Here is a 21,981-nt window from a genome sequence, read left to right on the forward strand (position 1 = left end):
TGAACGGGAACCGGGACGCGTTTTCGCTACCGAGCTAGTCGGGCGACAGGTCGCTCGAGAACCCGATCTTCGCGTGCGTGCCGTCACAGTCTGGTTTCTCCTGTGAACCTCCACACCGGCACAGCGAGCCACCGCTATCGCACGATTTCGACCCTCCGTCCTGTCCCTGCATTTCGAATCGGCCTTCGATACGGAGTGGTCCATCGGGTACCGGCGTCACCCGTACGGTACCATCCACGTCGGGATGGTCCGCAGTAGATTCGTCGGCCGAGATCGTCCCAGACGCTTCAAATTCGGCGTCCTCGTGGCTATTGTCACAGAGCGGTTTGTTCGAGGATGCGCCACATCGACAGAGTGCAACTCGCGTCTCCTCGAGCAAAACCGTCCCGTCGGAAGCCGTGATCTCGACGTCGCCCGAGAGGTACAGCGGTCCGTCCGGGACGACCGAAACTGTGTTCCGTTTCGGTACCGGTTCCTCGTACTCGGCGTCAGGCTGTTCGAACTGCAAGGCGCCGGTCGGACAGTCCATGATCACGGATCTAAGCTCCTCGACGGCAGCCTCGTCGGGCTCGATCCACGGTCGCTTGTCGGGATCGAACACGTTCGGCAGTCCGCGGACACACTCCCTCGCGTGAATGCATCGATTGACGTCGTACTCGACGACGATGTCCTCGCCGAAGTACTGGTGAATGTCTTCTTTCATTCTGTCCGCTACTGGGACCTACGCAATCGCGGGATACAAGGGTTGTGATGCGTTAACAAACATGTACCCGTTGCCAGCGTAATACTGATTCCGGTCGTTGCAGTACACAGCGTATGCCGATCGAAACCCCCGACGAACTCCGTCGGATTCTCGCATACGAACGGGTCGCCGTCGTGGGAGCATCGACATCGCACGAAAAGGCCGCACACATCGTGCCGGCGTACCTCCAGCGTCATGGGTACGAGATACGGCCGGTCAATCCGACTGCGACCGAGATCTTCGGCGAACAGGCCGCCGACTCACTAACTGACGTTGCGTCCCCCATCGACATCGTCGAAATCTTTCGGCCGAGCGAGGAAGTTCCGGAAATCGTCGATGAGGCGCTAGATCGTGATGATGTGGAGGCGATATGGATGCAGCCCGGAATTCGGAACGACGAAGCGACACGAGCGGCCGAATCCGCCGGCGTCGATGTCGTACAGGACCGCTGTATGAAGGTCGAACACGGCCAGCTAATCCGCAACCCGATGGACTGATTCGGCGGGACAAACTGCCATCTTGTGTCTTCGATACCCCGGCTGGTCGAGTTACTGATCGCACAGCCCACGGATCGCCGCTCCGTTCGTCGTCGCGGTCCTCCCGTCAGTCGAACGCGTCCTTCTGTCGATCAGGTGTCCACTGACGTGCAGCGGCTACTCGAGGGAAATACTCACGGCTATCGGATCCGTTGTCAGTAGCATGACCGAGCACTCGAGGCCGCTCGAGCGCCAAGCGACCACCGTCTACGAGCACCTGTCCGCGACCGCCGAGTTGCCCCTAGAGCGCGACGTGAGTCGCTGGCTCGGCGAAGCGCAAGCGGTTGCAAACGACGCCACCACGGACGGACTCGAGGCGGAGACGATCCGAAAGCGCATCGGACAGGTCGACCAACTGCTCTCGGAAGTCGATGGAACGGGTCACGACAAAGCGGACCGACACGTCGAGGTCGCCCGTGGGATCTGTCGGGAGATCCTCGAGGAGCCCTAATAGACCAGAAAGCGGATCAGGGCTCGAGAACCAGTTTCCCGAGGAAGCTGTCGTTCATCACGTCGCGCTGGGCGTCGGCCACCTCCTCGAGGTCGTACCGACGGGCCACCTCGATCGACAGCGCGCCGACGTCCATGAGATGGGCGACGCCACGGAGCGCCACCCGGAGGTCGGGCGTGTTGAACATACTCATAAACTGGTAGGAGACGTCCTTCGAGCGGGCGGCGCCGTCGTTCGTAAACGCCGGATCGGGGCTGTTCTCGCCGATGCCGACGACTCGAGCGCCGGTCGCGGCGACGTCCGCGTCGAACTGGAGGTAGTCGTCGAGGCGGTGGTCGAGGATCACGTCGACGCCGCCATCGGAGGCCTCGAGCACCGCGTCGGCGAGGTCGTCTCGGCCGTAGTCGAGGACGGTCTCGGCCCCCAGCGCCTCGAGATCCTCGTGGTACTCCTCGCTGGCCGTCGTGATCACCCGGGCGCTTACGGCGTTTGCGATCTGGACGGCCGCGTGTCCGACGCCGCCGGAGCCGCCGTGGACGAGACAGTACTCGGCAGGCTGGAGGTCGGCGTGGTCGATCAATGCCCGCCAGGCGGTGACGGCGGCGACGCCCGCACCGCCGGCCTTGACGAGGTCTGCGCCGTCAGGCAGATGGACGACCCGGTCCGTTGGGATCGTCGCATACTCGGCGGAGGCGCCCTGCTCCGTCGCGTTGCCGATTCCGGTCCCGTACACCCGGTCGCCCGGCTCGAAGTCCTCGACCTCGGAGCCGACGTCGGCGACGACGCCCGAGACGTCGACGCCGGGCGTAAACGGCAGACCCACGGGTTCGTACGAGCCGTCCCGGAAGTAGGTGTCGACGGGGTTGACGCCCGCCGCGGCCACCTCGAGGAGGAGTTCGTCGTCGCCGGGTTCGGGTCGATCGATCTCGTCTACACCCAGTACGTCCGCGTCACCGTGTTCGTGAAGGCGTACAGCGCGCATGTCGTTCGAGTGGACGGATTCCGCCGGCATAAGAATACGTATCCAAACGGTCACTCGAGGCGTTTTGCGAGGCGATCCTCGAGGAGTTCGCCACGAAGAACTGACACGAAGTGCTGTCCCGCTCTGTCGATCTGATCGCTGGAGTGATATCGGTCGCGCCGGTGACGACCACACCAGAGGTCCGACAGCTCCGGACAGGCCGCCGACAGCTCTGGACAGACCAACTGACAATTCTGGACAGACCGCCCGACAGCTCCGGGCGGGTGTGATACACACACACCAGTTTATCCGGGGAATTAACGGTCGCTGTCCGTTGTTTTTACCGGAAGTCCGGTGTCCGACGCTATCGGACCGCGGCCGTCGCGTCGTCGATGATCTCGAGGGCCTCCTTCAGATCCTCCGTTCCCGTCGCGTACGAGAGGCGGGCGTACCCCTCGCCGTTCGCGCCGAAGGCACCGCCGGGAACGACGACGACGCCGCGTTCGAGCACCTCGTCGCACCAGCCGTCGGGAACTTCGGGCATGACGTAGAACGCACCCTGTGGCGTGGGGACCTCGAGGCCGGCGTCCTCGAGACCGTCGAGGACGAGGTCGCGCCGGCGTTCGAAGGTTTCGACCATCTCCTCGACTGGGTCGTGTGGACCGGTCAGGGCCGCTTCGGCGGCGTACTGGGCGGGTGCAGAGGCACAGGCCTGGGCGTACTGGTGGACGCGGAGCATGCGCTCGATCCGACGATTGGACTGCGTCGCGTCTCCGTCGTGCGGGGTGGAAGGCGAAGCCGTCCCAGCGGCGACCCAGCCCAGCCGCCAGCCGGTCATCGAGTACGTCTTCGAGCAGGCGCTGACGACGACGACGTTGTCCGTCTCGGCGAACTCCATCGGCGAGCGGTGAACGCCGTCGAAGACGATGTGTTCGTACACCTCGTCGGAGAGACAGAGCACGTCGTGTTCGTCCGCGATGCGAGCGAACTCGCGCATATCCGCTTCGCTCTGAACCGCTCCAGTCGGGTTCGCGGGGCTGTTGACGACGAAGACCGACGTCTCGTCGGTGATCGCCTCCTCGACGGCCGCGGGATCGAGCGTCAGATCGTCCCGAAGCGAGACCGGCTTCGGCGTTCCGCCGGCGATCTTCGTCAGCGCGTCGTAGGAGACGAACCCAGGGTCCGGGAAGATGACTTCCTCGCCCGGGTCGACGTGGGCCTCGAGCACCAGGTGGAGCGCTTCGCTCCCGCCTGCGGTAGCGATGACGTTTTCGGGATCGATCTCGAGGCCGTACTCGCGCTCGTAGCTCGACGAGATGGCTTCCCGCAGGCTCCGCGTCCCCTTGTTCGACGTGTAGGCGTCGGTTCGACCGCTTTCGATGGCCTCGATCGCCGCCCGCCGAACGTGTGGCGGGGTCGGGAAGTCGGGCTGGCCGATACCGAGGTTGATCGCGTCCGCGCCAGCCGCCTCGAACACTTCTCGAATGCCGCTGATCGACACCTGCTCGACCCGGTGTGCAAACTCCGTCATGCCTAGAGGGGTGGTGCCGACCCCGATAACTCTTGATGTGTTTCGCTCTCGAGAGCCCCACACAGCCCACGACGTCGAGCCACAACGGTTACGTAGTTTCTATTCGACAGTTGAGACACTAATGCAACTGACGAGGCGAGCCGTACTCGCGACGAGTACGGTCGGACTGTTCGGACCGACGTCCGGGTGGCTCGAGTTTGCACTGGGGAGTGGCCCCCTCGAGTTCGAGGGTCAGCGAGTCGCACCGACCACAGACGCACTGGCCGAGACCGGCTACGAGGAAGACGACGTGAGAACGGAAACGATCGACGAATCCGTCGAGTTCGTCGTCGAACGTGACGTGCGAGCGTCCGTCTGGGTCTCCGAGTACACGAAAACCGGGATCGCTGGCGACAGCGAGTACGACTCGAGTGCGTTCGTCGCCGTCTCGGTACCCAGAATGGAGGCGTTCGGTCGAACCGCCGATCCCGTCTCGGAGATGAGCGAGGAAGCACTGATCGGCGAATTCGCCGACCGGGCGAACGGCGACGTCGAAGACGTCGAGTACGTGGAGTCGTTCGACCACGAGATCCTCGGCGAAGACCGCACCGTCAGTCGACTCACCGGGATCGCACGTCGACCCGGCGAGGTGGTCGACGTCGACATCACGCTCGCGTCGTTTCCACACGGCGACGATAGCATCGTCCTCCTCGGAATCCACCCCGAGTCACTCGAGACGCAAGCGGCCGCCCTCGAGACGCTGATGAGCGCCGTCGAACATCCGTGGTAGGTCTACGGCGGTTACCGGACGGACGGTTCCGTTCGCCACCGCACAACGAATCGTAACTCGTCCCCCAACAACCTCGACGCAGTCTCGAGTACGCCCTCACCCAAAACACCAATTCGTAGATGTTTTCCCCGAAGTCAAAGCAACGAATTCTGTCCTTTTTTGAGAAACAAATATGGGCGTGATCCCGACTCAGAGACCATTAACGCACTAATTTTGGATTCTGTAAGACTTATTCAGCGAGACAGGCCAATCTGCAGTCGATCGACTACACCTGGAAATATCCGTCCGACAGGCAATCATTACGCAGTATTAGAATTAGAGATGCAAAACAGCCACTCAGAAGGATAAATTTCACATTCATAATTGAAATCTGTCTCTTGTACGATCTGTGGGCTCGCACAGTGACCATGTGGCGGGTCGTCTCCCGTCATCGACGTTCGCCAACCGAGTCGTAATCGAAACGGCGCTCACGCGTCGTTGCTGTAGGTGAGGAACGTCTCGTCTTCCATCACCGCCGTCCGGCCGCCGTCGACCAGGAGGCTCGAGCCGGTGACGAACGCGGCGTCGTCGCTCGCTAAAAACGCCGCGACGCCCGCGACGTCCGCCGGCTGGCCGATCCGACCCAGCGGATGGATCTCCTCGAGTGACTCGTAGCGCTCGCCTTCGAGTTCGGCGCGGGTGCGCTCGACTTCGATCCACCCCGGGTTAACCGTGTTGGCGCGAATCCCGATCGGTCCGAGTTCGACGGCCATCGCCCGCGTCATCCCGTTGATCCCGGCTTTCACCGCGTTATAGGGGAACGTATTCGGCATCGTCGCGCCCGCGTGGTTCGAGGAGACGTTGACGATCGACCCGCCCTCGGGGAGATGCTCGAGTGCGGATTTGACCGTCAACCAATAGCCCCGAAAGTCGGTCTCGACGACGAACGCCCAATCCTCGAGGGACGCATCGGAGACGCCGGTTTCGGTCTGAACCGCGGCGTTGTTGACGACGACCTCGATGGTCCCGTATCGATCGGCGGTCGCCTCCACGAGAGAGTCGACGCTGTCCGGCTCTCGAACGTCGACGGGGACGAACGTCGCTTCGCCCGGTGATGGAGAGTTTGTAATCTCGTCGGCGACCGCTCGGCCCTCGGTTTCGCTTCGCCCGGAGACGACGACGTTCGCCCCCTCCTGTGCGAACCGACGAGCGATCCCGGCACCGATACCGCGGGTCGAACCGGTGACGATCGCGGTTCGGTTCTCGAGTCGACCGGCCATCGGACTGCTCCGCTTCGTCGATCGTTCCGTTCGTCCGGCCATCGTTACCACTCCGTCACGCTCCCGTCGTCCCGTCGCCAGACCGGGTTGTGCCAGTTGACGGTTCGTTCGGCCTGTTCCGCTAAGTACCCCTCGTCGATGTCGATGCCGAGGCCGGGGCCGTCCGGAGCGTCGATAAACCCGTCGTCGTACTCGAAGACGTGCGGATCGGCGAGGTAATCGAGTACGTCGGTGGTCTCGTTGTAGTGGATGTTCAGACTCTGTTCCTGAATCAACGCGTTCGGCGCGATGGTATCGACGTGGACGCAGGCGGCGAGTGCGATCGGTCCGAGCGGACAGTGTGGCGCGAGCGCGACATCGTAGGCTTCGGCCATCGCCGCGATCTTCTTGACCTCGGTGATCCCGCCGGCGTGAGAGAGGTCGGGTTGGATGACGTCGACCGCACCGTTTTCGAATACCTCCTTGAAGTCCCACCGCGAGTACATCCGCTCGCCCGTCGCGATCGGAATCGTCGTGTGGGCGGCGATGTCGGGTAAGGCGTCGTTGTGTTCGGGGAGCACCGGCTCCTCGATGAACATCGGGTCGTAGGGCTCCATCGCCTTCGCGAGGCGTTTTGCCATCGGTTTCGAGACCCGACCGTGGAAGTCGACGCCGATATCGATTTCGGGGCCGACGCGCTCTCGGACCTCCCGCAGGCGGTCGACTGCATTGTCGATCACCGCGGGGTTGTCTACGCGCCGGAGTTCCGAGGTCGCGTTCATCTTCAGCGCCGTGAACCCACGATCGACCTTCTCCGCGGCCGCGTCCCCGACCTCCGAGGGCCGGTCACCGCCGATCCACTGGTAGACACGGATCCGGTTTCGGGCTTTTCCGCCCAATAGCTCGTAAATCGGTGCGCCGAAATGCTTTCCCTTGATATCCCACAGCGCCTGGTCGATGCCGGCGATGGCCGACATGAGAATGGGACCGCCACGGTAGAACCCGCCGCGGTACATCGTTTGCCAGTGGTCCTCGATTCGGTGTGGGTCCTGGCCGAGCAGGTAGTTCTCGAGTAGCTCCTCGACGGCACCGCGGACGGTTTTCGCACGCCCCTCGACGATCGGTTCGCCCCAGCCGACGGTCCCGTCGGAGGTCTCGACCCGAAGGAACAGCCACCGGGGCGGTACTTCGTACAGTTCGTAATCGATGATCTCGGTCATAGTTACTCGAGTCTCGGCAGATAGGCTTCGTTCGCGTCGATCAACTCCTCGGTCATCGCGTGGATCTCGTCCAGCGTGAGTTCCGCCGCCGTGAGGGGATCGAGTTTGACCGCCCGGTGGACCGCCTCGCGGTCGTTCTCGAGGGCGCCGTCGACGGCCAGTTGGTGGACGTTGACGTTGGTCCGATTGAGCGCGACCAGCCCTGTAGGTAGGTCGCCGACGCGACAGGGGTGGACACCCGTCCCGTCGATCAGGCAGGGGACCTCGACGCAGGCATCCTCGGGGAGGTTCGCGATCGTCCCCGTCTCGTTCGAGACGTTCAGATTCAGTCGACGAGGCGTATCGGTCTCGATCGAGTGGATGATCCGCGAGGCGTACTCCTCGGAGCGTTCGATCGTCACGTCGTCGACGTCGACGTCCGCGAGTGCGTCGTCCCGTTCGTCCGATCGCTCCTTCCAGCCCTCGAGGTACGTCGCCGTCGGCATCCGCCCGGCGTAGCCGGTCCCCGTCATCTCCTCGATGGTTTCCGGGTCGGTACGGAAGTACGGGAGATACTCGCTTACGTGGTGGCTCGACTCCGTGACGAACGCGCCGAAGTGATCCAGCATCTCGAAGCGAACCGTATCCCGTTCGTAGATTTCGTCGTCGGTCATCGCCTCACGCAGTCGGGGGTAGAGATCCTCTCCCCGGTGCTCGAGGGTGAGAAACCAGGCCATGTGATTGATGCCGGCAACCCAGTACTCGAGTTCGTTTGCCGGAACGTCGACGTACTCGGCGATCGCAGACGCCGTGTGCGGAACGCTGTGACAGAGGCCGACGACGTCGACGTCGGTCGCCTCGTCGATCGCCCGACAGCAGATTGCCATCGGATTCGTGTAGTTGAGCAAGAGTGCGTCCGGACACAACTCCTCTACGTCCGCGGCGATCTCGAGCATCGTCGGGATCGTCCGGAGCGCACGAAAGATGCCGCCGGGCCCGAGCGTATCGCCGATGGCTTGCTCGACGCCGTAGGACTCGGGGATTCGGATCTCGTTCTCGAAGGGTTCGGTTCCGCCGACGTTGATCATATTGAGGACGTAATCCGCACCCTCGAGGGCCTCGCGACGGTCCGTCGTCGACTCGACCGACGCCTCGAGGTTGGCGTTTTCGACCATCGCCTCGGCGACCCGCGCCGTCTGCTCGAGGCGATGCTCGTCGACGTCCATCAACGCGATTTCGCTATCCGCGAGCTCGGGAAACGAGAGAACGTCGCCGACGATCGTCTTCGCAAACACCATACTCCCGGCACCGACGAGGGCGATACGTGTCATGTATTAACAACTCGACGGTCGACAACTAAATGTGTTCTGGTCTCGGCGTTCATGGGTTATCTGGTCTCGGCGTTTAGGAGTTACACGTTCGGAACGGAGGGCTCGTCCCGGCCGATCGCACCGATTCGGTTCAAAATCGCCTCGTCGGTATCCCGATCGAACAGGTGGATTCGGTCCTCTGGAATGACGATCTCGATCGTCTCTCCGGGCTCGTAGGTCGAATCCCCGGGAATACTCGCGGTACACGAGACGTCCCCGATATCGAGATAGACGTACGTCCGTTCGCCGACCGGTTCGGTGACGCTGACGTCCGCACGGATGCCGTCGTCAGCGCCTGTCGCCACTCGGATATCTTCGGGTCTGATTCCGAGGACGACGTCGGTAACGGGATCCGTGATTCGATCGACGGTCTCCTCGCCGAGGGCGTATTCGAACGCCGACGTTCGTATCGTCGCCCCCTCGTCGGCGTGCTCGATCTTTCCGTCGATAAAGTTCATCGACGGCGAGCCGATAAAACTGGCGACGAACCGACTGTCGGGGTAGTGATAGCACTCGAGAGGGGAGCCGATCTGGCACAACTCCCCGGCGTTGAGGATCGCGATCCGGTCGCCCATCGTCATCGCTTCGGTCTGATCGTGCGTGACGTAGACGGTCGTCACGTCGAGTTTCTGCTGGAGGTCCTGTAACTCGGTTCGCATACTCGCGCGCAGTTTCGCGTCGAGATTCGAGAGCGGTTCGTCCATCAAGAACACCGCCGGATCGCGAACGATGGCCCGTCCGAGCGCGACGCGTTGTTGTTGCCCGCCGGAGAGCTCCCCCGGCGTCTTCTCGAGGAGTTCCTCGATGCCCATCATCTCCGCCGCGTCGTCGACACGTTCGTCGATCTCCCCACTCGAGAGATTCGTCGTCATCTTCAGCCCGAAGGACATGTTCTCGCGGGCGGTCATGTGTGGGTACAGCGCGTAGTTTTGAAACACCATCGCGATGTCTCGGTTCTTCGGTTTTTCGTCCGTTACCTCCCCGTCGCCGATCCAGATCTCGCCGTCGGTCGTTCGTTCTAAGCCGGCGATACAGCGCAACGTCGTCGACTTTCCACAGCCCGAGGGGCCGACGAGAACGAGGAACTCGCCGTCTTCGATCTCGATCCCGAGATCGCTGACCGCAACGATCTCGTTTCCGTCTTTTTCGAACGTCTTTGTTAATTCACGGAGCGCTACGTGTCCCATACACCCACGTCAAACGTGCACATGCAAAAGATTATTGATTGGGCGTGGTCCCCAGCGACGAATCGCCAAGCGATTAGACGCCGATGACCCACGGAAGAAACGACACCGAGAGATAGAGAAACCACTGGACTGACCACGACAGACCGAGCCACAGAATTCCCCACGGGGCCGACCCGATCGTCGGTCGAACCGGCCACTCCGCGCCGGGGTTGCGTTGGACGCGAGGATAGACGAAGTCGAGGACGAAGTGAGCCACCATTCCGAGCGTGACGAAGTGGACGAACGTTACCGCCGCTCCGTCGACCCCCGCCGCCGACAACGCGACGAACGCGACCGTCGGTGGGAGAAACGTATGAAAGAACCACGAGCGGTGAACCCGTTCGTCGGCGGCGTCGACGTCCGGAAGAACGACGCCGACGAGCAGTCCGAAGAGAAACACCGGGTGGTAGCCAACGAGGAGCGCGACCGCGCCGAAGGGAGCGACAACGGCGAGACGGCGAGCGTCGATCCTCATGTTCGTCTCGCGAGGGACGTCTTGTAGCGCGATGGGTCGTTCGCCTCGAGTTCGTCGTACAACACCCCCTCGAACACCACGAGGAAGCCGGGAGCGAGCAACACCAGGATCGGGGGGAACGAAACGGCGACGGCGACGGAGAGCGCGAGAAGACACGTGTAAAGAACCGCGACGTCGAACGCTCGACCGACCGTTTCAGGCAGGTATCCGACTGATCGCCGCAGTCCCCACGACCGGTGGTCGACGGTGATCGTCGCCACTCGAAGGGACACGAAGAGGCTACACAGACACAGGTAGACGCCGACGGCCGCACCGAGGAGCGCGGGGACGGATCCGCCCTCGAGTGCGAGTGCCAGATACGCCCCCGTCACGAGCGGAACGAAGACCACGAGGGCAGTGATCGGAAGCCCCCGCCGGCGGTTCTTCCGAACCGACCGGAGGAAGGTTCGGAGGACCTCCCGTTCGGAGGGATTCCCCGAGGGGAGCGTTCTGATCGTCTCCGAGAGGGCGAGTATCGCCGGGCCGACCGTGACGACGGCAAGAGAGACGGCCCAGAAGGCGACGCTGAGGACGACGACTGACGTGATCTTGTAGTAGGTGAACTTGATGGCGAGAGAGAGCGCCGGACCGAGTCGAATGTGAGTCGTCATCGTTTGACGTGTTATCCCTTCATTCCACTTAAGGTCATTCCTCTGATGAAGTACCGCTGGGCCGAGAGGAAGACGAGGATGATCGGGACGACCATCACCGTCGCCGCGGCCATCACCAGTCCCCAGTCCTGCGTGTATCGGCCCTGGACGGCAAACAGTGCAACCGGAAGCGTAAACATCGACTCCGAGGAGGCGATGATCAGCGGCCACTCGAAGTTGTTCCAGGAGAACATGAAGGTGAAGATACCGAGCGTCGCGACCGCCGGTTTCGCCAGCGGGAGATAGATGTAGTAAAACACCTGTAGTTTGTTACAGCCGTCGATTTTGGCCGCATCACCGAGCGCCGACGGCAGGCTGAGAAAGTGCTGTCGAAGGAGGAAGATCCCGAACGGACTCGCGGCGAACGGGACGATCAACCCGCGGTACGTATCGACCCAGCCCAGATTCGCAAGCAGGATGTAGACCGGAATGAGCGTGACCATTCCCGGAATCATCATCGTCCCGATGAACGCCAGAAAGATCTTTTCGCGCGCGAAGAAGTCCAACTTGGCGAACGCATAGCCCGCGAGCGTATCGAAGGTCACGTTGAACAACGTCACCGTCCCCGCGAGGATGAACGCGTTCAGGAACCACCGACCGATCGGCACCTCCTCGACGAGCGTGAGAAAGTTCTCGAGGGTCGCCTCGGCTGGGAAGACGACGACGAGACCGCCCGACGGGTTCTGTGAGAGCGCACTCGTTACCGTCCACCAGAACGGCGCGACGAGCCACAGTGCACCCGTGATGACGAGCGCGTACAGACCGAGTTTCTTCGCCCAGTACACCGGGCCGGACCGGGCGTATCCCGGGTAGTGATAGTTCGACTTCGCCATCAGTAGTTTACCTCCTCGTTCCCGCGAACGGTGTACTGGTAGTAGCTGAACGCGAAGATGATGCTAAAGAGAACGAACGCCATCGCGGCCGCCTCGCCCATCTGTCCGTGTTCGAACGCCTCCTGGTAAATGAGCATGGCAATCGTCGTCGTCGCGTAGTACGGTCCGCCTTCCGCGAAGGTCATCGCGATCGCGAACACCTGAAACGAGCTGATGATCGACAACACGATGACGAAGAAGTACGTGTTCTGAAGGTTCGGCCAGGTCACGTGGCGAAACCGTTGCCAGCCGTTCGTTCCGTCTATTCGGGCGGCATCGTAGAGTTCCTCGGGAATGTTCTGTAGTCCGGCGAGGAAGATGATCATGTTGAATCCGATCCCGCCCCAGACGGCGATCAACATTACGGCGAACAGTGCGGTCGATGGATCACCGCCCCAGTTGTGCGCCAGTCCGATCGGCTCGAGGACGGTGTTCACGATGCCGTCCTGGTTGAGAATCCATCGCCAGATGATGGCACTGACCGCACCGGAGAGCATGACCGGCATGAAATACGCCGCGCGGAACAGTTGCTTCTGTCGGATGTCGCGATCGAGCAACAGCGCCGCACAGAGCCCGCCCGAAATCGCGAGCGGAACGGTTCCGATGGTGTACGTCGCGGTCTGTTTGACGGCGTGCCACCACAGGTTCGTCGTCGGCGTGTCCAGTACGGCCCACCCATCCGCCCACGGGGCCGGCGTAAGAATGCCGACGTAGTTGTCGAGGCCGACCCAGTTCGGATCGGCGGTCAACACGTTCCAGTCGGTAAACGAGAGGTAAAACGCGAACAGTACCGGGCCGAACAGAAAGACCGAAAAGACCACCAGGTTCGGAAGGACGAACAGAAACGCGGCGAGATTGTCCTGGTTGCGTTCGCTATCGAACACGCGTTCGAATCGTTCGATAGACGATCCGAGCGTCTGCCTGACGCGGCCGAAACGGGTCCGTACACTCATGGGAGATCGTCTCGTTTGTCTCCTATGCCTCGATCGTCTCGTTCACTTGCGCTTCGATCGTCTCGAGTGCGTCTCTCGGGGGAACCTCCCCCATGATGACGCCTTCGATCTGGGGATTGATGATGTTGAATATCTCTCGCGTGTGCGGCCCGAACTCCCAGGAGCCGAGTCGGGGGCTGTCGGCCATCTCGAAGAACGTCTCGTAACGGTCGTCCTCCTCGTAGAGTTCGACGTCGTCGCGAAGCGACTCGTGGATCGGGATCGCGATACCCGTCTCGAGCCAGGGCATGACGCCGTCGCCGAGCAGGTACTCGACGAGGCGTACCGCTTCGTCGTAGTGGTCGGTGTCGTTCGAGACGGCGAACCCCGCACCGAAGACGAAGTTTCCAAACTCCTCTCCATCAGGTCGAGGCGGTTGCGCCAGGCCGATGTCGTCGTCGAGTTCGGGATAGTTGTCCGTTATTCCCGTAAGTACCCAGCCTCCGCCGGTCACCATCGCGGCGTGTCCCTCGCCGATCCACGCGTCTTCGGTTTCCGGACCGACCTCCGTGTTGAGGCCGATCAGTTCGTCCTCGCGAAGCTCGACCAGGAACTCGAGGACCTCCTCGGCTTCGTTGGAAGCGACCACGCATTCGGTCTGGTCCTCGTTCATGATCCGGCCACCGTTGGCAGCCAGCCAGGCGTACCAGATGTATCCCGCGAACAGTCCCTCCTCGTACATGACGAACGGATAGTCGACGGCGCCGGTTTCCTGAATTCCCTCGAGTGCGTCCCGAAAGTCACTCCAGGTTTCCGGGAACTCCTCGTATCCCGCCTCCGCCAACGCCGTTTCGTCGTACATAACGCCGAGGGTCTGGAAGTCCTTCGGAACGTACGGAAGGCCGTCGACCGGTGTCATAGCGTCCAGAACGTCCTGATCGAAGTCATCGAGGATCTCCTGATCGAAATCGCCCTCGAGATCGGCGACGGTCCCGGCGTCGGCGTACGCCGAGATCGCTTCGCCGCCGACGAAGAACGCGTCCGGCTCCTCGCCGGCACCCATCATCGTCTGAAGCCGATCCTCGTAATCCTCCGGAATGTGCATGAACTCGATCGAGATCTCCTCGTTCGATTCGGCAAAGCTCTCGATCTGCGATTCGACGGTTTCGCGCTCGACGCCGCCGCCCGACGTCGAGAACTGGAGTTCGATCTCACCGTCCCCGAACGCGGATTCCGCGACGTCGTCGCCGTTTCCGCCAGAATCGTCGTCCAGTACGTTCGCACAGCCAGCGAGGCTGGCGATCGAAACACCCGTTGCAGTCCCGACTACCGATCGGCGTGTCAACTTATGACGTGGCATCTCCAGGCCGGATTTTCTCACAATATATTATAAGTGTTTGCATTCCTCCATTGTGGGGACGAATCAAACGTGTTGGCGACACCACGGCGTCGGCCGCCCTATCAAAGTGAACGTCGAACGAGGTTGTTTCACAATAGCAAACGAACGAGCGACGAACTCGAGTAAAGCCTATCCCGTGGCGAGCCTCGAGTCCCGACAGGGACCGTCCGATCGTTTCACAGTTCGAAATCATTATAATTGATCGGCTGAGTTATGTGGTATGACAGATGATCCGGTACCGATTGGCTCCCTAGAGACGAGTGGCCGCATCATCGACGTACTCGTCGAAGATGGCGCGTCCGGAGTTACTCACGTGGCCGGCGAGACGGGGATCTCCAAGGGAACGGTTCACAAACACCTCTCGTCGCTTCGAACGCTCGGATACGTGGTCAAAGACGGGACGAGTTACCGGCTGAGCTTGCGATATCTCGGAATCGGAAACCGCGTCCGAATGCGCAACGAGCTCTACCAGATCGCGAAACCCATCATCGACGAACTCGCCGAGACGGTGCGAGCGACGACGAATCTGATGATCGCGGAGAACGGTTTCGGCGTCTACGTCTACCGCAACGGCGAGGCGTCCGAGTGGAGCGGCCATCTTCCCGCCGTTGGCCAGCGCGTCCACCTGCACGCGACGGCCGGGGGGAAGGCGATCCTCTCACAGTACGCCGAAGAGCGGATCGACGATATCGTTACGACCCACGGCCTAGCGCAACTGACCGGGAAGACGATCACCGACGAACGCGAATTCAAACGAGAGCTCCGATCCGTACGCGACCGCGGCCTCGCGTTCGAGCGCGGGGAACACCTCCCGTCGATCCAGTGTGTCGGTTCCCCTATCGGGAACTCCGACGGACCGATCGGTTCGATCAGCGTCTCCGGAAGTATCGACCGAATGAGCGGAAAGAAACTCGAGGAGGACTTTGCGGGTCTGGTCGTCAGCAAGGCCAACGAGATCGAAGTGGCGTTGCTGAAGAACGATTTCGATCCGTGAAACGAACGTGCGGATCGACACCCACTCGCTCGGGGAGGCCGTATCGACGACGATCCGCGGCGACCGTTGTTTCCCAATATGAAACAGCCTGATTACAGGCGTATGGTTGTAATCCCGATAGTAGACCGGACAGCTGGTATCGTCGGTGGAGTCGGTTATCTATCGAGGCCGACCCATTGCTCCCGAACGTAACGAGCGGACGATCAGCTACAACCGAACCCACGACTACCAAAACATACCAGATAGAAATACATATAATTGGTATATCTACATTCCAAGTGGCGACAGGACCGTAGTTCAGATTATCCACGGAATGTAGCCGAAAGCGAGAGATCTGCATACGGTCGTCATTGGTATACATCCATAGAGCGCCCAGTCAACAACTTTCACATCGAACGTCGTTTCTACGGTACTTGGGCCCGAAATAGGCGGTTTGAGCGCTATTATGGTGCATATCCGACCGATCCGATCGGAGAGATAGCGGCCCCATCGGGACGTAAAAGTGTCTTCTCAAACACATAATTTGTGTTTTCTTTTTCCATATATACCAAATTACTTAATTCTTCTAGCGATCGGGCCGGCGGGCACTGCCGTCCGAAGAGACCGGCCACTACGAGGGAGGCAACCCGTGTGGACCGGGTGTCGTGAGGACGGATCGACGACGATCGAACACTGGCCGCTCGTGTCACTGTCGCTTTCCACCTCGAGGTAGTGACCCCCCTCCCGCCAGAGCCTGGTGCGGTTTGCTGTACCGATCTACCGGTGTACTCACAGACCGATCGCGATCGTGCTCGAACTGACCGACAGCAGAGCCGGTGAATTGCCTCAAGGTCACGCCCCGAGGTATTCTCCGATACCGTCTGATAAATCCCTGTCTCGAGGGGACGGTCGTCCGTTCACGGATATCACTCGAGGACCAGATCAGTCGAAAAGCGAGACCCAAAAACGAGGGTGTCAGTAGAACTCGCGAACGAGGTCCATGGCGTCCTCGGGAGCCCCGTCGGGGATCTCGGCCATGTTCTCGGTGACCCCGTGTTGTTCGTGGTACGGCACGGAGTTCTCGTCTCTGTACATCACGCCCTGGTACTCCTTTTCGTTGTCGAGGATCACTTTCTTGGCGGCCTCGTAGTCGTTTGGATCGTGACCATCCTCTTTGAGGTCGACGAGCGAGTCGCGGAAGTAGTCGTACGTGTCGACGTCGTTGAACGTGACACAGGGGCTGAAGACGTTGACGAAGCCGAACCCGTCGTGCTCGATCGCCGCCTGGACGATCTCCTGGTGGCGAAGCGCGTCGGAGCTAAACGATTGGGCGATAAACGACGCGCCGGACGCGAGCGCGAGCGCGAGCGGGTTCACGGGGGGCTGTTTCGGCCCCTCGGGGGTCGTGGAGGTCTCGAAGTCCGACCGCGAGGTCGGCGAGGCCTGGCCCTTCGTCAGCCCGTAGATACGGTTGTCCATGACGACGTAGCTCATGTCGACGTTCCGGCGAACCGCGTGGACGAAGTGACCGGCACCGATCGAGTAGCCGTCGCCGTCTCCGCCGGCCGCCATGACCTCGATATCCGGGCGAGCCATCTTCACGCCGGTCGCGACCGGGAGCGCACGTCCGTGAACGCCGTGAAGCGCGTAGGAGTGCATGTAGGTCCCGATCTTTCCGGAACAGCCGATCCCGGCGACGACGAACGTGTTGTCCGGGTCGTTGCCGGTCTCGGCTAGGGCTTTCATCATGCCGTTCATCGTCCCGAAGTCGCCACAGCCGGGACACCAGGTCGGTTGCTTGTCGGATTTGAAGTCGGTGAATCGAACGTCGGAGCTCATTATGCTGGCACCTCCTCGGAGAGTTTTTCGGTGATCTCCACTGCGAGTTCGTCCGCCTTGAAGCGGACGCCCGTGTACTTGTTGATTCGTTTGACCCGCTCGAGGACGTCGTGTTCGATGACGTCCGCGAACTGGCCGGTTGCGTTACACTCGACGACGATGGTCTCGTCGGCGGCCTCGACCTCCTCGGTGAGATCCGGTCGGGGGAAGATGTACGGAACCGAGATGATTCGCACGTCGATCCCGTCGTCCTCGAGATACTCGAGGGCTTCGACGAGTGCACCCTCGTTGGATCCCCAGGAGACGACGAGCGTATCCGCGTCGGGATCTCCGAACTCGCGGTAGTCCCACTCTTCTTGTGCTTTTGCCGTCTCGACCTTTCGGTTGCGCTTGTCGACCTGGTGGACGCGCTCGTCTTCGTCTTCGGTTCGGCGTCCGAGTTCGTCGTGTTCGAGGCCGGTCGACATGTGCGCCGCGTCGGTCGTTCCCGGAATCGCACGGGGGCTGACGCCGTCGTCAGTTACCGCGTGTGCGCGGAACCGCCCCTGGGCGTCGAGCCACTCCTCGACCTCGTCGTCTTCGACCAGTTTACCGCGGTCGATCTCGACGTCGTCCATGTCGAACGCTTCGGGCGGGAACGTCTGCTCCGTGACCGCGAGCGCGAGGTCGGCGACGACGTAGACCGGTGTCTGGTACTTCTCGGCGTAGTTGAACGCCTCGACGGTCTTCCAGAAACACTCGGAGATCGTCGTCGGCGCGACGACGAATCGCGGAATCTCGCCGTGGCCGCCGTACAGCGTCATGTTGAGATCGCCCTGTTCCTGTTTCGTCGGCATCCCGGTCGAGGGACCGGAGCGCATCACGTCGACGATGACCAGCGGCGTCTCGCTGGTCGCGATCAGGCCGAACGTCTCGGTCATCAGGTCAATACCGGGGCCAGAGGTTGCCGTCATCGATCGCGCGCCCGCGCGAGCGGCGCCGAGTGCCATGTTGATCGCCGAAAGCTCGTCTTCGGCCTGGACGACGTGACCACCGTACTCCTCGATTCGGCCCGTCAGATACTCCATGACGTTCGTCGCCGGCGTGATCGGATAGCCGGCGTAGAACCGACAGCCCGCGGCGAGGGCGCCCATCCCGATCGCCTCGTCGCCGTTCAGGAGAACGTAGTCGTTGTCGGTCGTCTCGACGTCGTACTCGAGGTCGGAGAGATCGTAGTTCTCCTGGACGTACTCCTGGCCCATCCGGGCCGCCTGTTTGTTGTTCTCGACGATCTTCGTGCCCTTGCCGCCGAAGCGTTTCTCGAGGGCCTCGTCCAAGTACTCGACGTCGAAGCCGACGAGTTCACACGCCGCGCCGAGCGCGACGACGTTGAGCATGATCGCTCCCCCGGCGTCCTCCGCGAGCGACTTCAGGGGGACGTCGACCGCGGTGATTTCGTCGGGAATCTCGGCCTCCCAGGATCGTTCGCCGTCGTATATGACGGCGCTTCCCTCGTGGAGTTCGTCGAGATTTTCGTCGATGGTCCGCTGGGTGAGCGCGACCAAGATGTCCAGGCGATCGACGACGCTCTGGACCTCGTCGACCGAGGTCCGGATCTTGTAAGCGGTGTAGCCACCACGAATCCGCGAGGCGAAGTCTTTCGACGTGAACACGTGCCGTCCGGCTCGGGAAAGTGCCTGAGCGAAAATCTTTCCGGTGGAGTCGATACCATCTCCGGCCTCGCCTCCGATCGCCCAGTTGAGATCCTCAGCCATGTTATGCCGAACCTTGCCCCCAGTAAATGAAAAGGCTTCTGAAACCCCAATCGACAACCACAATTACTTTCTGATACGTTGGTCCAGAACCGGAGCGTCTCGATCCGGTTCTAACAATTGAGTTAGACGAGGGCATACCGTTACATAGCGATCGACGCGCGACCGGTTTCCGAGAGTACCCGTTGTATACACACCGTATATAAGAAGTGGAGAACGAAGAGCGAGTGGGTTTCCTTCGAGTCAGCGGCGAGATACGCACGATCACTCGCAACCAACTGACGGGCACGGTGGTCCGCGTACGAACCGCCGTTCGTCCGATTCACGAATTCGGGACAGAGGGAGACGACAGCCACCGCGACTCGACGCGTCAACGGGTCCGATACCGCCGCGGTCGAACGCGCGCCACTCGACGCGAAGTCCAGTCTCGAGGCGCAAAACGAACTGGTTACCGACGCAAGCGATCGCACTCAGTAGAGACCCACTCGCTCGCCCGCATCTTGGAACGCCTCGAGACAGGCCACGATGTCGTCTCGATCGTGGGTCGCCATGGGGTTGATGCGAACGACGGCCTGACCATCGGCGAGCTCGGCGTCCGTCGAACCGGCGGCCGGTCGGCTCACCGGCGGAACGACGATATCCCGATCGGCGAGTTCCTCGACCAGCGTGTGTGCGTCGTCGGGGCTCTCGAGAACGACGGGGAGGATCTGTGAATCACCGGACACTCGAACCCCCATCGCCTCGAGGCCGTCTCGGAGGTGGGAGACGTTCTCCCAGAGCTGTTCGCGTGCGTCGCCGTGGCGGGCGAGGTGTAACGCCTCGCTCGCGGCCGCAGCAGCCGGCGGCGCGAGGCCAGTCGAGTGGACGAACGGGCGTGCAAGCGAGAGTACGCAGTCGATCAACGCGTCGCTTCCAGCCACGTATCCGCCCTGGCTGGCCAGCGCCGCCGAGAGGACGCCCATCTGGACGTGGACGCGATCATCGAGGCCTTCGGCCTGGACGATGCCACCACCGTCCGCGTACAGGCCCGTTGCGTGGGCCTCGTCGACCATCACCCAGGCACCGAACTCCGCCGCCAGGTCACAGATCGCCTCCAGGGGCGCGACGGCGCCGTCGGCGGCGAAGACGGAGTCGGTGAGAATCAGCCAGGATTCGTCGCCGCCGTCGGTGACGACCCCGTCGGCCCGTTCCACTCGGTCGACCAGTTTCGATCGCAGGTCGGTGACGTCACAGTGGTCGTATACGATCGTCTCACAGCCGGCGAGCCGACAGCCGTCGACGAGGCTCGCGTGGTTCGACTCGTCGGCAAACACGACGTCCGGCGCGAGCGCGGTGATGGTTCCGACGTTCGCGGCGTAGCCGGACGGGAACGTGAGCGCCCGTTCACAGCCGGTCGCCTCCGCGAGCAGTCGCTCGACGTCGCGGTGGACCATCGTATCACCGGTCACGTGTCGACTGGCACCGGCGCCGGTTCCGACCGTCGCGGCGGCCTGTCTGGCTGCGTCCTGAACGCGCTGGTCGTCGGTCAGCCCGAGATAGTTGTTCGAGCCGAACACCAGCGCCTCCGCCGACTCGAGCACCGGGAGTTCACTGCCGGTGGGCGCCGCGAAGTAGCCTCGTTCGGCGACCCTGTCGGCGGGCGATAGCCTCCGTTTCTCCCCGAGGTCTGCCAGCCGATCCTCGAGGTCGAACCCGCGGTCTTCCATTCGGGTGAACGGAGTCATCGCCGCCGTTTCACTTTCACGGTTCCGGCCGAGACCGCCGATCCTCGGCTGAGGGTGTCGACACGCCGTTGGTTTCCCTCGAGGGAAACGGCGTGGCGGTGTCGCTATCACTCGAGCCGGCACGTTCCGTCGGACGGACTGCTGTGAGTCAGTTGCGGGGGAGCCACGTCCCGTCAATCGTCGTCCGAGGTGGCCGCCTCTCGAGTCCGGATCTCGTCGGGATCGAACGCGTTTACCTCGCGGTTCGGCTCGAGACCCGCGCGGTCGACGACCTCGAGGTCCGCCGCGGCGGACTGGCCCCCGGTCGTGAGGTAATCGCCAGTGAGGAGACCATCGGCGCCGGCCTCGAGCGCCAGATGCTGTTCGTCGGCGTCGAACGCGACCTCGCGGCCGCCGGTGAGACGAACCCGGGCGTCGGGGTGGAGCATCCGGTAGACCGCGACCGTCTTGACGATTCCGTCGGTCGTCACGTCGGGTTCGCGCTCGCCAAGCGGCGTCCCCTCGATCGGGTTCAACACGTTGATCGGGACCGAGGAGACGCCGATCTCCTGAAGTGCGATCGCCGCCTCGACGCGATCCGCCGGCGTCTCACCCATCCCGAGAATAACGCCGGCACAGAGGTCCATGCCGGCCTCCTTGGCGACCTCGAGCGTCCGCACGCGGTCCTCGAAGCTGTGGCTCCCGACGATTTCGGGGAAGTACCCTGGCGAGGTCTCGATGTTGTGATTGTAGTGGCCGATCCCTTCGGCCGCGAGGATCTCGGCTTCCTCGCGTGTGAGGATACCGAGGGAGGCATCGACCGCCAGATCGCACTCGTCACGGACGAGTCGGATCGACTCGAGTACCTCCGCCCACTCCTCGGGTCGGTGTTCTTTCGAGACGCCTTTCTCCGCGACCACGATACCGAACCGCTGGGCACCGTCGCGTTCGGCCCGCTTTGCGGCCTCGAGGACCTTCTCCGGCCCGAGAAAGCCGTAGGTGTCGATACCGGTGTCGAAGTGGACCGACTGGGCACAAAAGCCACAGTCCTCGGCGCAGTTGCCCGCCTTCGCGTTGACGATCGAACAGGCGTCGACCGTCCCGTCGCCGAACCGATCTCGGACGACCGCACCGGCCTCGACGAGGGGCTCGACCGGCTGTGCCATCAACGCGATCCCGTCGGTCCGGTCGAGATGCTCGCCCGCAAACAGTCGCCCGAGCGCCTCGTCGACCGTCTCGTTTCCCGTTTCGTAAACCACACTAAGTGATTCAGTTGACGAGACTATAACTGTTGGTGTTCGAGACGGTCACGAGGGAGTGGGTTT

The 21,981-nt window shown here is 62.1% G+C and carries 20 protein-coding genes; 4 read left to right on the forward strand and 16 right to left on the reverse strand.

The annotated features are described in order from the left end of the window. Nucleotides 1-34 precede the first annotated feature (34 nt). The gene (locus AB7C87_RS04315) at nucleotides 35-703 is read right to left on the reverse strand and encodes a CDGSH iron-sulfur domain-containing protein (protein ID WP_369728163.1); all 669 of its coding nucleotides are present in this window, start codon (nucleotides 701-703) and stop codon (nucleotides 35-37) included. 113 nt (nucleotides 704-816) lie between these two features. On the opposite strand from AB7C87_RS04315, the gene AB7C87_RS04320 reads away from it, so the two are divergent. Both AB7C87_RS04320 and AB7C87_RS04325 read left to right on the forward strand, forming a co-directional pair. Then, on the forward strand, nucleotides 817-1,239 hold the full coding sequence (locus AB7C87_RS04320; RefSeq protein WP_369728164.1) for a CoA-binding protein: 423 nt from the start codon (nucleotides 817-819) through the stop codon (nucleotides 1,237-1,239). Between the two features lie 202 nt (nucleotides 1,240-1,441). After that, nucleotides 1,442-1,729, forward strand: coding sequence for a DUF8152 family protein (locus tag AB7C87_RS04325; RefSeq protein WP_369728165.1), 288 nt, complete (start codon nucleotides 1,442-1,444; stop codon nucleotides 1,727-1,729). A gap of 16 nt (nucleotides 1,730-1,745) precedes the next feature. Here the strand turns inward: AB7C87_RS04325 and AB7C87_RS04330 are convergent, their stop codons facing one another. Together AB7C87_RS04330 and AB7C87_RS04335 are read right to left on the reverse strand one after the other, a co-directional pair. After that, nucleotides 1,746-2,711, reverse strand: a complete 966-nt coding sequence (locus AB7C87_RS04330) for an NADPH:quinone reductase (RefSeq protein ID WP_369728166.1) — start codon at nucleotides 2,709-2,711, stop codon at nucleotides 1,746-1,748. Nucleotides 2,712-3,054: 343 nt separating this feature from the next. Continuing rightward, nucleotides 3,055-4,221 (reverse strand): pyridoxal phosphate-dependent aminotransferase, encoded by a 1,167-nt coding sequence (locus tag AB7C87_RS04335; protein WP_369728167.1) that lies wholly within the window; start codon nucleotides 4,219-4,221, stop codon nucleotides 3,055-3,057. 121 nt (nucleotides 4,222-4,342) lie between these two features. Between AB7C87_RS04335 and AB7C87_RS04340 the strand changes: the two genes are divergently transcribed. Continuing rightward, nucleotides 4,343-4,990: a DUF6517 family protein gene (locus tag AB7C87_RS04340; protein ID WP_369728168.1), complete on the forward strand. Its 648-nt coding sequence runs from the start codon at nucleotides 4,343-4,345 to the stop codon at nucleotides 4,988-4,990. A gap of 467 nt (nucleotides 4,991-5,457) precedes the next feature. Here AB7C87_RS04340 and AB7C87_RS04345 read toward each other — a convergent pair whose 3' ends face one another. The 9 genes from AB7C87_RS04345 to AB7C87_RS04385 all read right to left on the reverse strand — a co-directional run bounded on the left by AB7C87_RS04345 (nucleotide 5,458) and on the right by AB7C87_RS04385 (nucleotide 14,351). Continuing rightward, complete coding sequence (locus AB7C87_RS04345) at nucleotides 5,458-6,291, reverse strand: SDR family NAD(P)-dependent oxidoreductase (protein ID WP_369728169.1); 834 nt, start codon at nucleotides 6,289-6,291, stop codon at nucleotides 5,458-5,460. Between the two features lie 2 nt (nucleotides 6,292-6,293). Further along, complete coding sequence (gene dgoD / locus AB7C87_RS04350) at nucleotides 6,294-7,448, reverse strand: galactonate dehydratase (RefSeq protein WP_369728170.1); 1,155 nt, start codon at nucleotides 7,446-7,448, stop codon at nucleotides 6,294-6,296. A 2-nt stretch (nucleotides 7,449-7,450) separates the two neighbouring features. After that, a complete protein-coding gene (melA, locus tag AB7C87_RS04355; RefSeq protein WP_369728171.1) occupies nucleotides 7,451-8,758 on the reverse strand; it encodes an alpha-galactosidase in 1,308 nt (435 codons plus the stop codon). A gap of 80 nt (nucleotides 8,759-8,838) precedes the next feature. Then, nucleotides 8,839-9,984 (reverse strand): ABC transporter ATP-binding protein, encoded by a 1,146-nt coding sequence (locus AB7C87_RS04360; protein WP_369728172.1) that lies wholly within the window; start codon nucleotides 9,982-9,984, stop codon nucleotides 8,839-8,841. A 73-nt stretch (nucleotides 9,985-10,057) separates the two neighbouring features. After that, the gene (locus tag AB7C87_RS04365) at nucleotides 10,058-10,498 is read right to left on the reverse strand and encodes a hypothetical protein (protein ID WP_369728173.1); all 441 of its coding nucleotides are present in this window, start codon (nucleotides 10,496-10,498) and stop codon (nucleotides 10,058-10,060) included. Next, nucleotides 10,495-11,148 carry a DUF624 domain-containing protein gene (locus AB7C87_RS04370; protein WP_369728174.1) on the reverse strand — a complete coding sequence of 218 codons (654 nt, stop codon included), beginning with the start codon at nucleotides 11,146-11,148 and terminating at the stop codon, nucleotides 10,495-10,497. The genes AB7C87_RS04365 and AB7C87_RS04370 overlap by 4 nt, the downstream gene beginning before the upstream one ends. An 11-nt stretch (nucleotides 11,149-11,159) precedes the next feature. Next, complete coding sequence (locus AB7C87_RS04375; RefSeq protein WP_369728175.1) at nucleotides 11,160-12,020, reverse strand: carbohydrate ABC transporter permease; 861 nt, start codon at nucleotides 12,018-12,020, stop codon at nucleotides 11,160-11,162. After that, nucleotides 12,020-13,012 (reverse strand): carbohydrate ABC transporter permease, encoded by a 993-nt coding sequence (locus AB7C87_RS04380; RefSeq protein ID WP_369728176.1) that lies wholly within the window; start codon nucleotides 13,010-13,012, stop codon nucleotides 12,020-12,022. The genes AB7C87_RS04375 and AB7C87_RS04380 overlap by 1 nt, the downstream gene beginning before the upstream one ends. 22 nt (nucleotides 13,013-13,034) lie before the next feature. Next, nucleotides 13,035-14,351 carry an ABC transporter substrate-binding protein gene (locus AB7C87_RS04385; RefSeq protein ID WP_369728177.1) on the reverse strand — a complete coding sequence of 439 codons (1,317 nt, stop codon included), beginning with the start codon at nucleotides 14,349-14,351 and terminating at the stop codon, nucleotides 13,035-13,037. Nucleotides 14,352-14,610: 259 nt separating this feature from the next. Between AB7C87_RS04385 and AB7C87_RS04390 the strand changes: the two genes are divergently transcribed. Then, on the forward strand, nucleotides 14,611-15,384 hold the full coding sequence (locus AB7C87_RS04390) for an IclR family transcriptional regulator (protein ID WP_369728178.1): 774 nt from the start codon (nucleotides 14,611-14,613) through the stop codon (nucleotides 15,382-15,384). A gap of 954 nt (nucleotides 15,385-16,338) precedes the next feature. Here the strand turns inward: AB7C87_RS04390 and AB7C87_RS04395 are convergent. From AB7C87_RS04395 to bioB, 4 genes are all read right to left on the reverse strand, one after another. Further along, nucleotides 16,339-17,202, reverse strand: coding sequence for a 2-oxoacid:ferredoxin oxidoreductase subunit beta (locus AB7C87_RS04395; protein ID WP_369728179.1), 864 nt, complete (start codon nucleotides 17,200-17,202; stop codon nucleotides 16,339-16,341). Continuing rightward, nucleotides 17,202-18,956 (reverse strand): 2-oxoacid:acceptor oxidoreductase subunit alpha, encoded by a 1,755-nt coding sequence (locus AB7C87_RS04400; RefSeq protein ID WP_369728180.1) that lies wholly within the window; start codon nucleotides 18,954-18,956, stop codon nucleotides 17,202-17,204. Before AB7C87_RS04400 ends, AB7C87_RS04395 begins: the two co-directional genes overlap by 1 nt. Nucleotides 18,957-19,423: 467 nt before the next feature. Further along, complete coding sequence (locus tag AB7C87_RS04405) at nucleotides 19,424-20,659, reverse strand: aminotransferase class I/II-fold pyridoxal phosphate-dependent enzyme (protein WP_369728382.1); 1,236 nt, start codon at nucleotides 20,657-20,659, stop codon at nucleotides 19,424-19,426. A 191-nt stretch (nucleotides 20,660-20,850) separates the two neighbouring features. Beyond that, complete coding sequence (gene bioB, locus AB7C87_RS04410) at nucleotides 20,851-21,915, reverse strand: biotin synthase BioB (protein WP_369728181.1); 1,065 nt, start codon at nucleotides 21,913-21,915, stop codon at nucleotides 20,851-20,853. Between the last annotated feature and the right edge of the window lie 66 nt (nucleotides 21,916-21,981).

The organism is Natrarchaeobius versutus, assembly GCF_041205745.1.
Classification (GTDB): domain Archaea; phylum Halobacteriota; class Halobacteria; order Halobacteriales; family Natrialbaceae; genus Natrarchaeobius; species Natrarchaeobius versutus.

Coding starts and splice junctions, on each gene's coding strand:
- AB7C87_RS04315 (WP_369728163.1), bottom strand. CDS start 703: ATGAAAGAAGACATTCACCAGTACTTCGGCGAGGACATCGTCGTCGAG.
- AB7C87_RS04330 (WP_369728166.1), bottom strand. CDS start 2,711: ATGCGCGCTGTACGCCTTCACGAACACGGTGACGCGGACGTACTGGGT.
- AB7C87_RS04325 (WP_369728165.1), top strand. CDS start 1,442: ATGACCGAGCACTCGAGGCCGCTCGAGCGCCAAGCGACCACCGTCTAC.
- AB7C87_RS04395 (WP_369728179.1), bottom strand. CDS start 17,202: ATGAGCTCCGACGTTCGATTCACCGACTTCAAATCCGACAAGCAACCG.
- AB7C87_RS04375 (WP_369728175.1), bottom strand. CDS start 12,020: ATGGCGAAGTCGAACTATCACTACCCGGGATACGCCCGGTCCGGCCCG.
- AB7C87_RS04385 (WP_369728177.1), bottom strand. CDS start 14,351: ATGCCACGTCATAAGTTGACACGCCGATCGGTAGTCGGGACTGCAACG.
- AB7C87_RS04320 (WP_369728164.1), top strand. CDS start 817: ATGCCGATCGAAACCCCCGACGAACTCCGTCGGATTCTCGCATACGAA.
- AB7C87_RS04365 (WP_369728173.1), bottom strand. CDS start 10,498: ATGAGGATCGACGCTCGCCGTCTCGCCGTTGTCGCTCCCTTCGGCGCG.
- AB7C87_RS04360 (WP_369728172.1), bottom strand. CDS start 9,984: ATGGGACACGTAGCGCTCCGTGAATTAACAAAGACGTTCGAAAAAGAC.
- AB7C87_RS04390 (WP_369728178.1), top strand. CDS start 14,611: ATGACAGATGATCCGGTACCGATTGGCTCCCTAGAGACGAGTGGCCGC.
- AB7C87_RS04345 (WP_369728169.1), bottom strand. CDS start 6,291: ATGGCCGGACGAACGGAACGATCGACGAAGCGGAGCAGTCCGATGGCC.
- AB7C87_RS04340 (WP_369728168.1), top strand. CDS start 4,343: ATGCAACTGACGAGGCGAGCCGTACTCGCGACGAGTACGGTCGGACTG.
- dgoD (WP_369728170.1), bottom strand. CDS start 7,448: ATGACCGAGATCATCGATTACGAACTGTACGAAGTACCGCCCCGGTGG.
- AB7C87_RS04380 (WP_369728176.1), bottom strand. CDS start 13,012: ATGAGTGTACGGACCCGTTTCGGCCGCGTCAGGCAGACGCTCGGATCG.
- AB7C87_RS04405 (WP_369728382.1), bottom strand. CDS start 20,659: ATGGAAGACCGCGGGTTCGACCTCGAGGATCGGCTGGCAGACCTCGGG.
- AB7C87_RS04400 (WP_369728180.1), bottom strand. CDS start 18,956: ATGGCTGAGGATCTCAACTGGGCGATCGGAGGCGAGGCCGGAGATGGT.
- AB7C87_RS04335 (WP_369728167.1), bottom strand. CDS start 4,221: ATGACGGAGTTTGCACACCGGGTCGAGCAGGTGTCGATCAGCGGCATT.
- melA (WP_369728171.1), bottom strand. CDS start 8,758: ATGACACGTATCGCCCTCGTCGGTGCCGGGAGTATGGTGTTTGCGAAG.
- AB7C87_RS04370 (WP_369728174.1), bottom strand. CDS start 11,148: ATGACGACTCACATTCGACTCGGTCCGGCGCTCTCTCTCGCCATCAAG.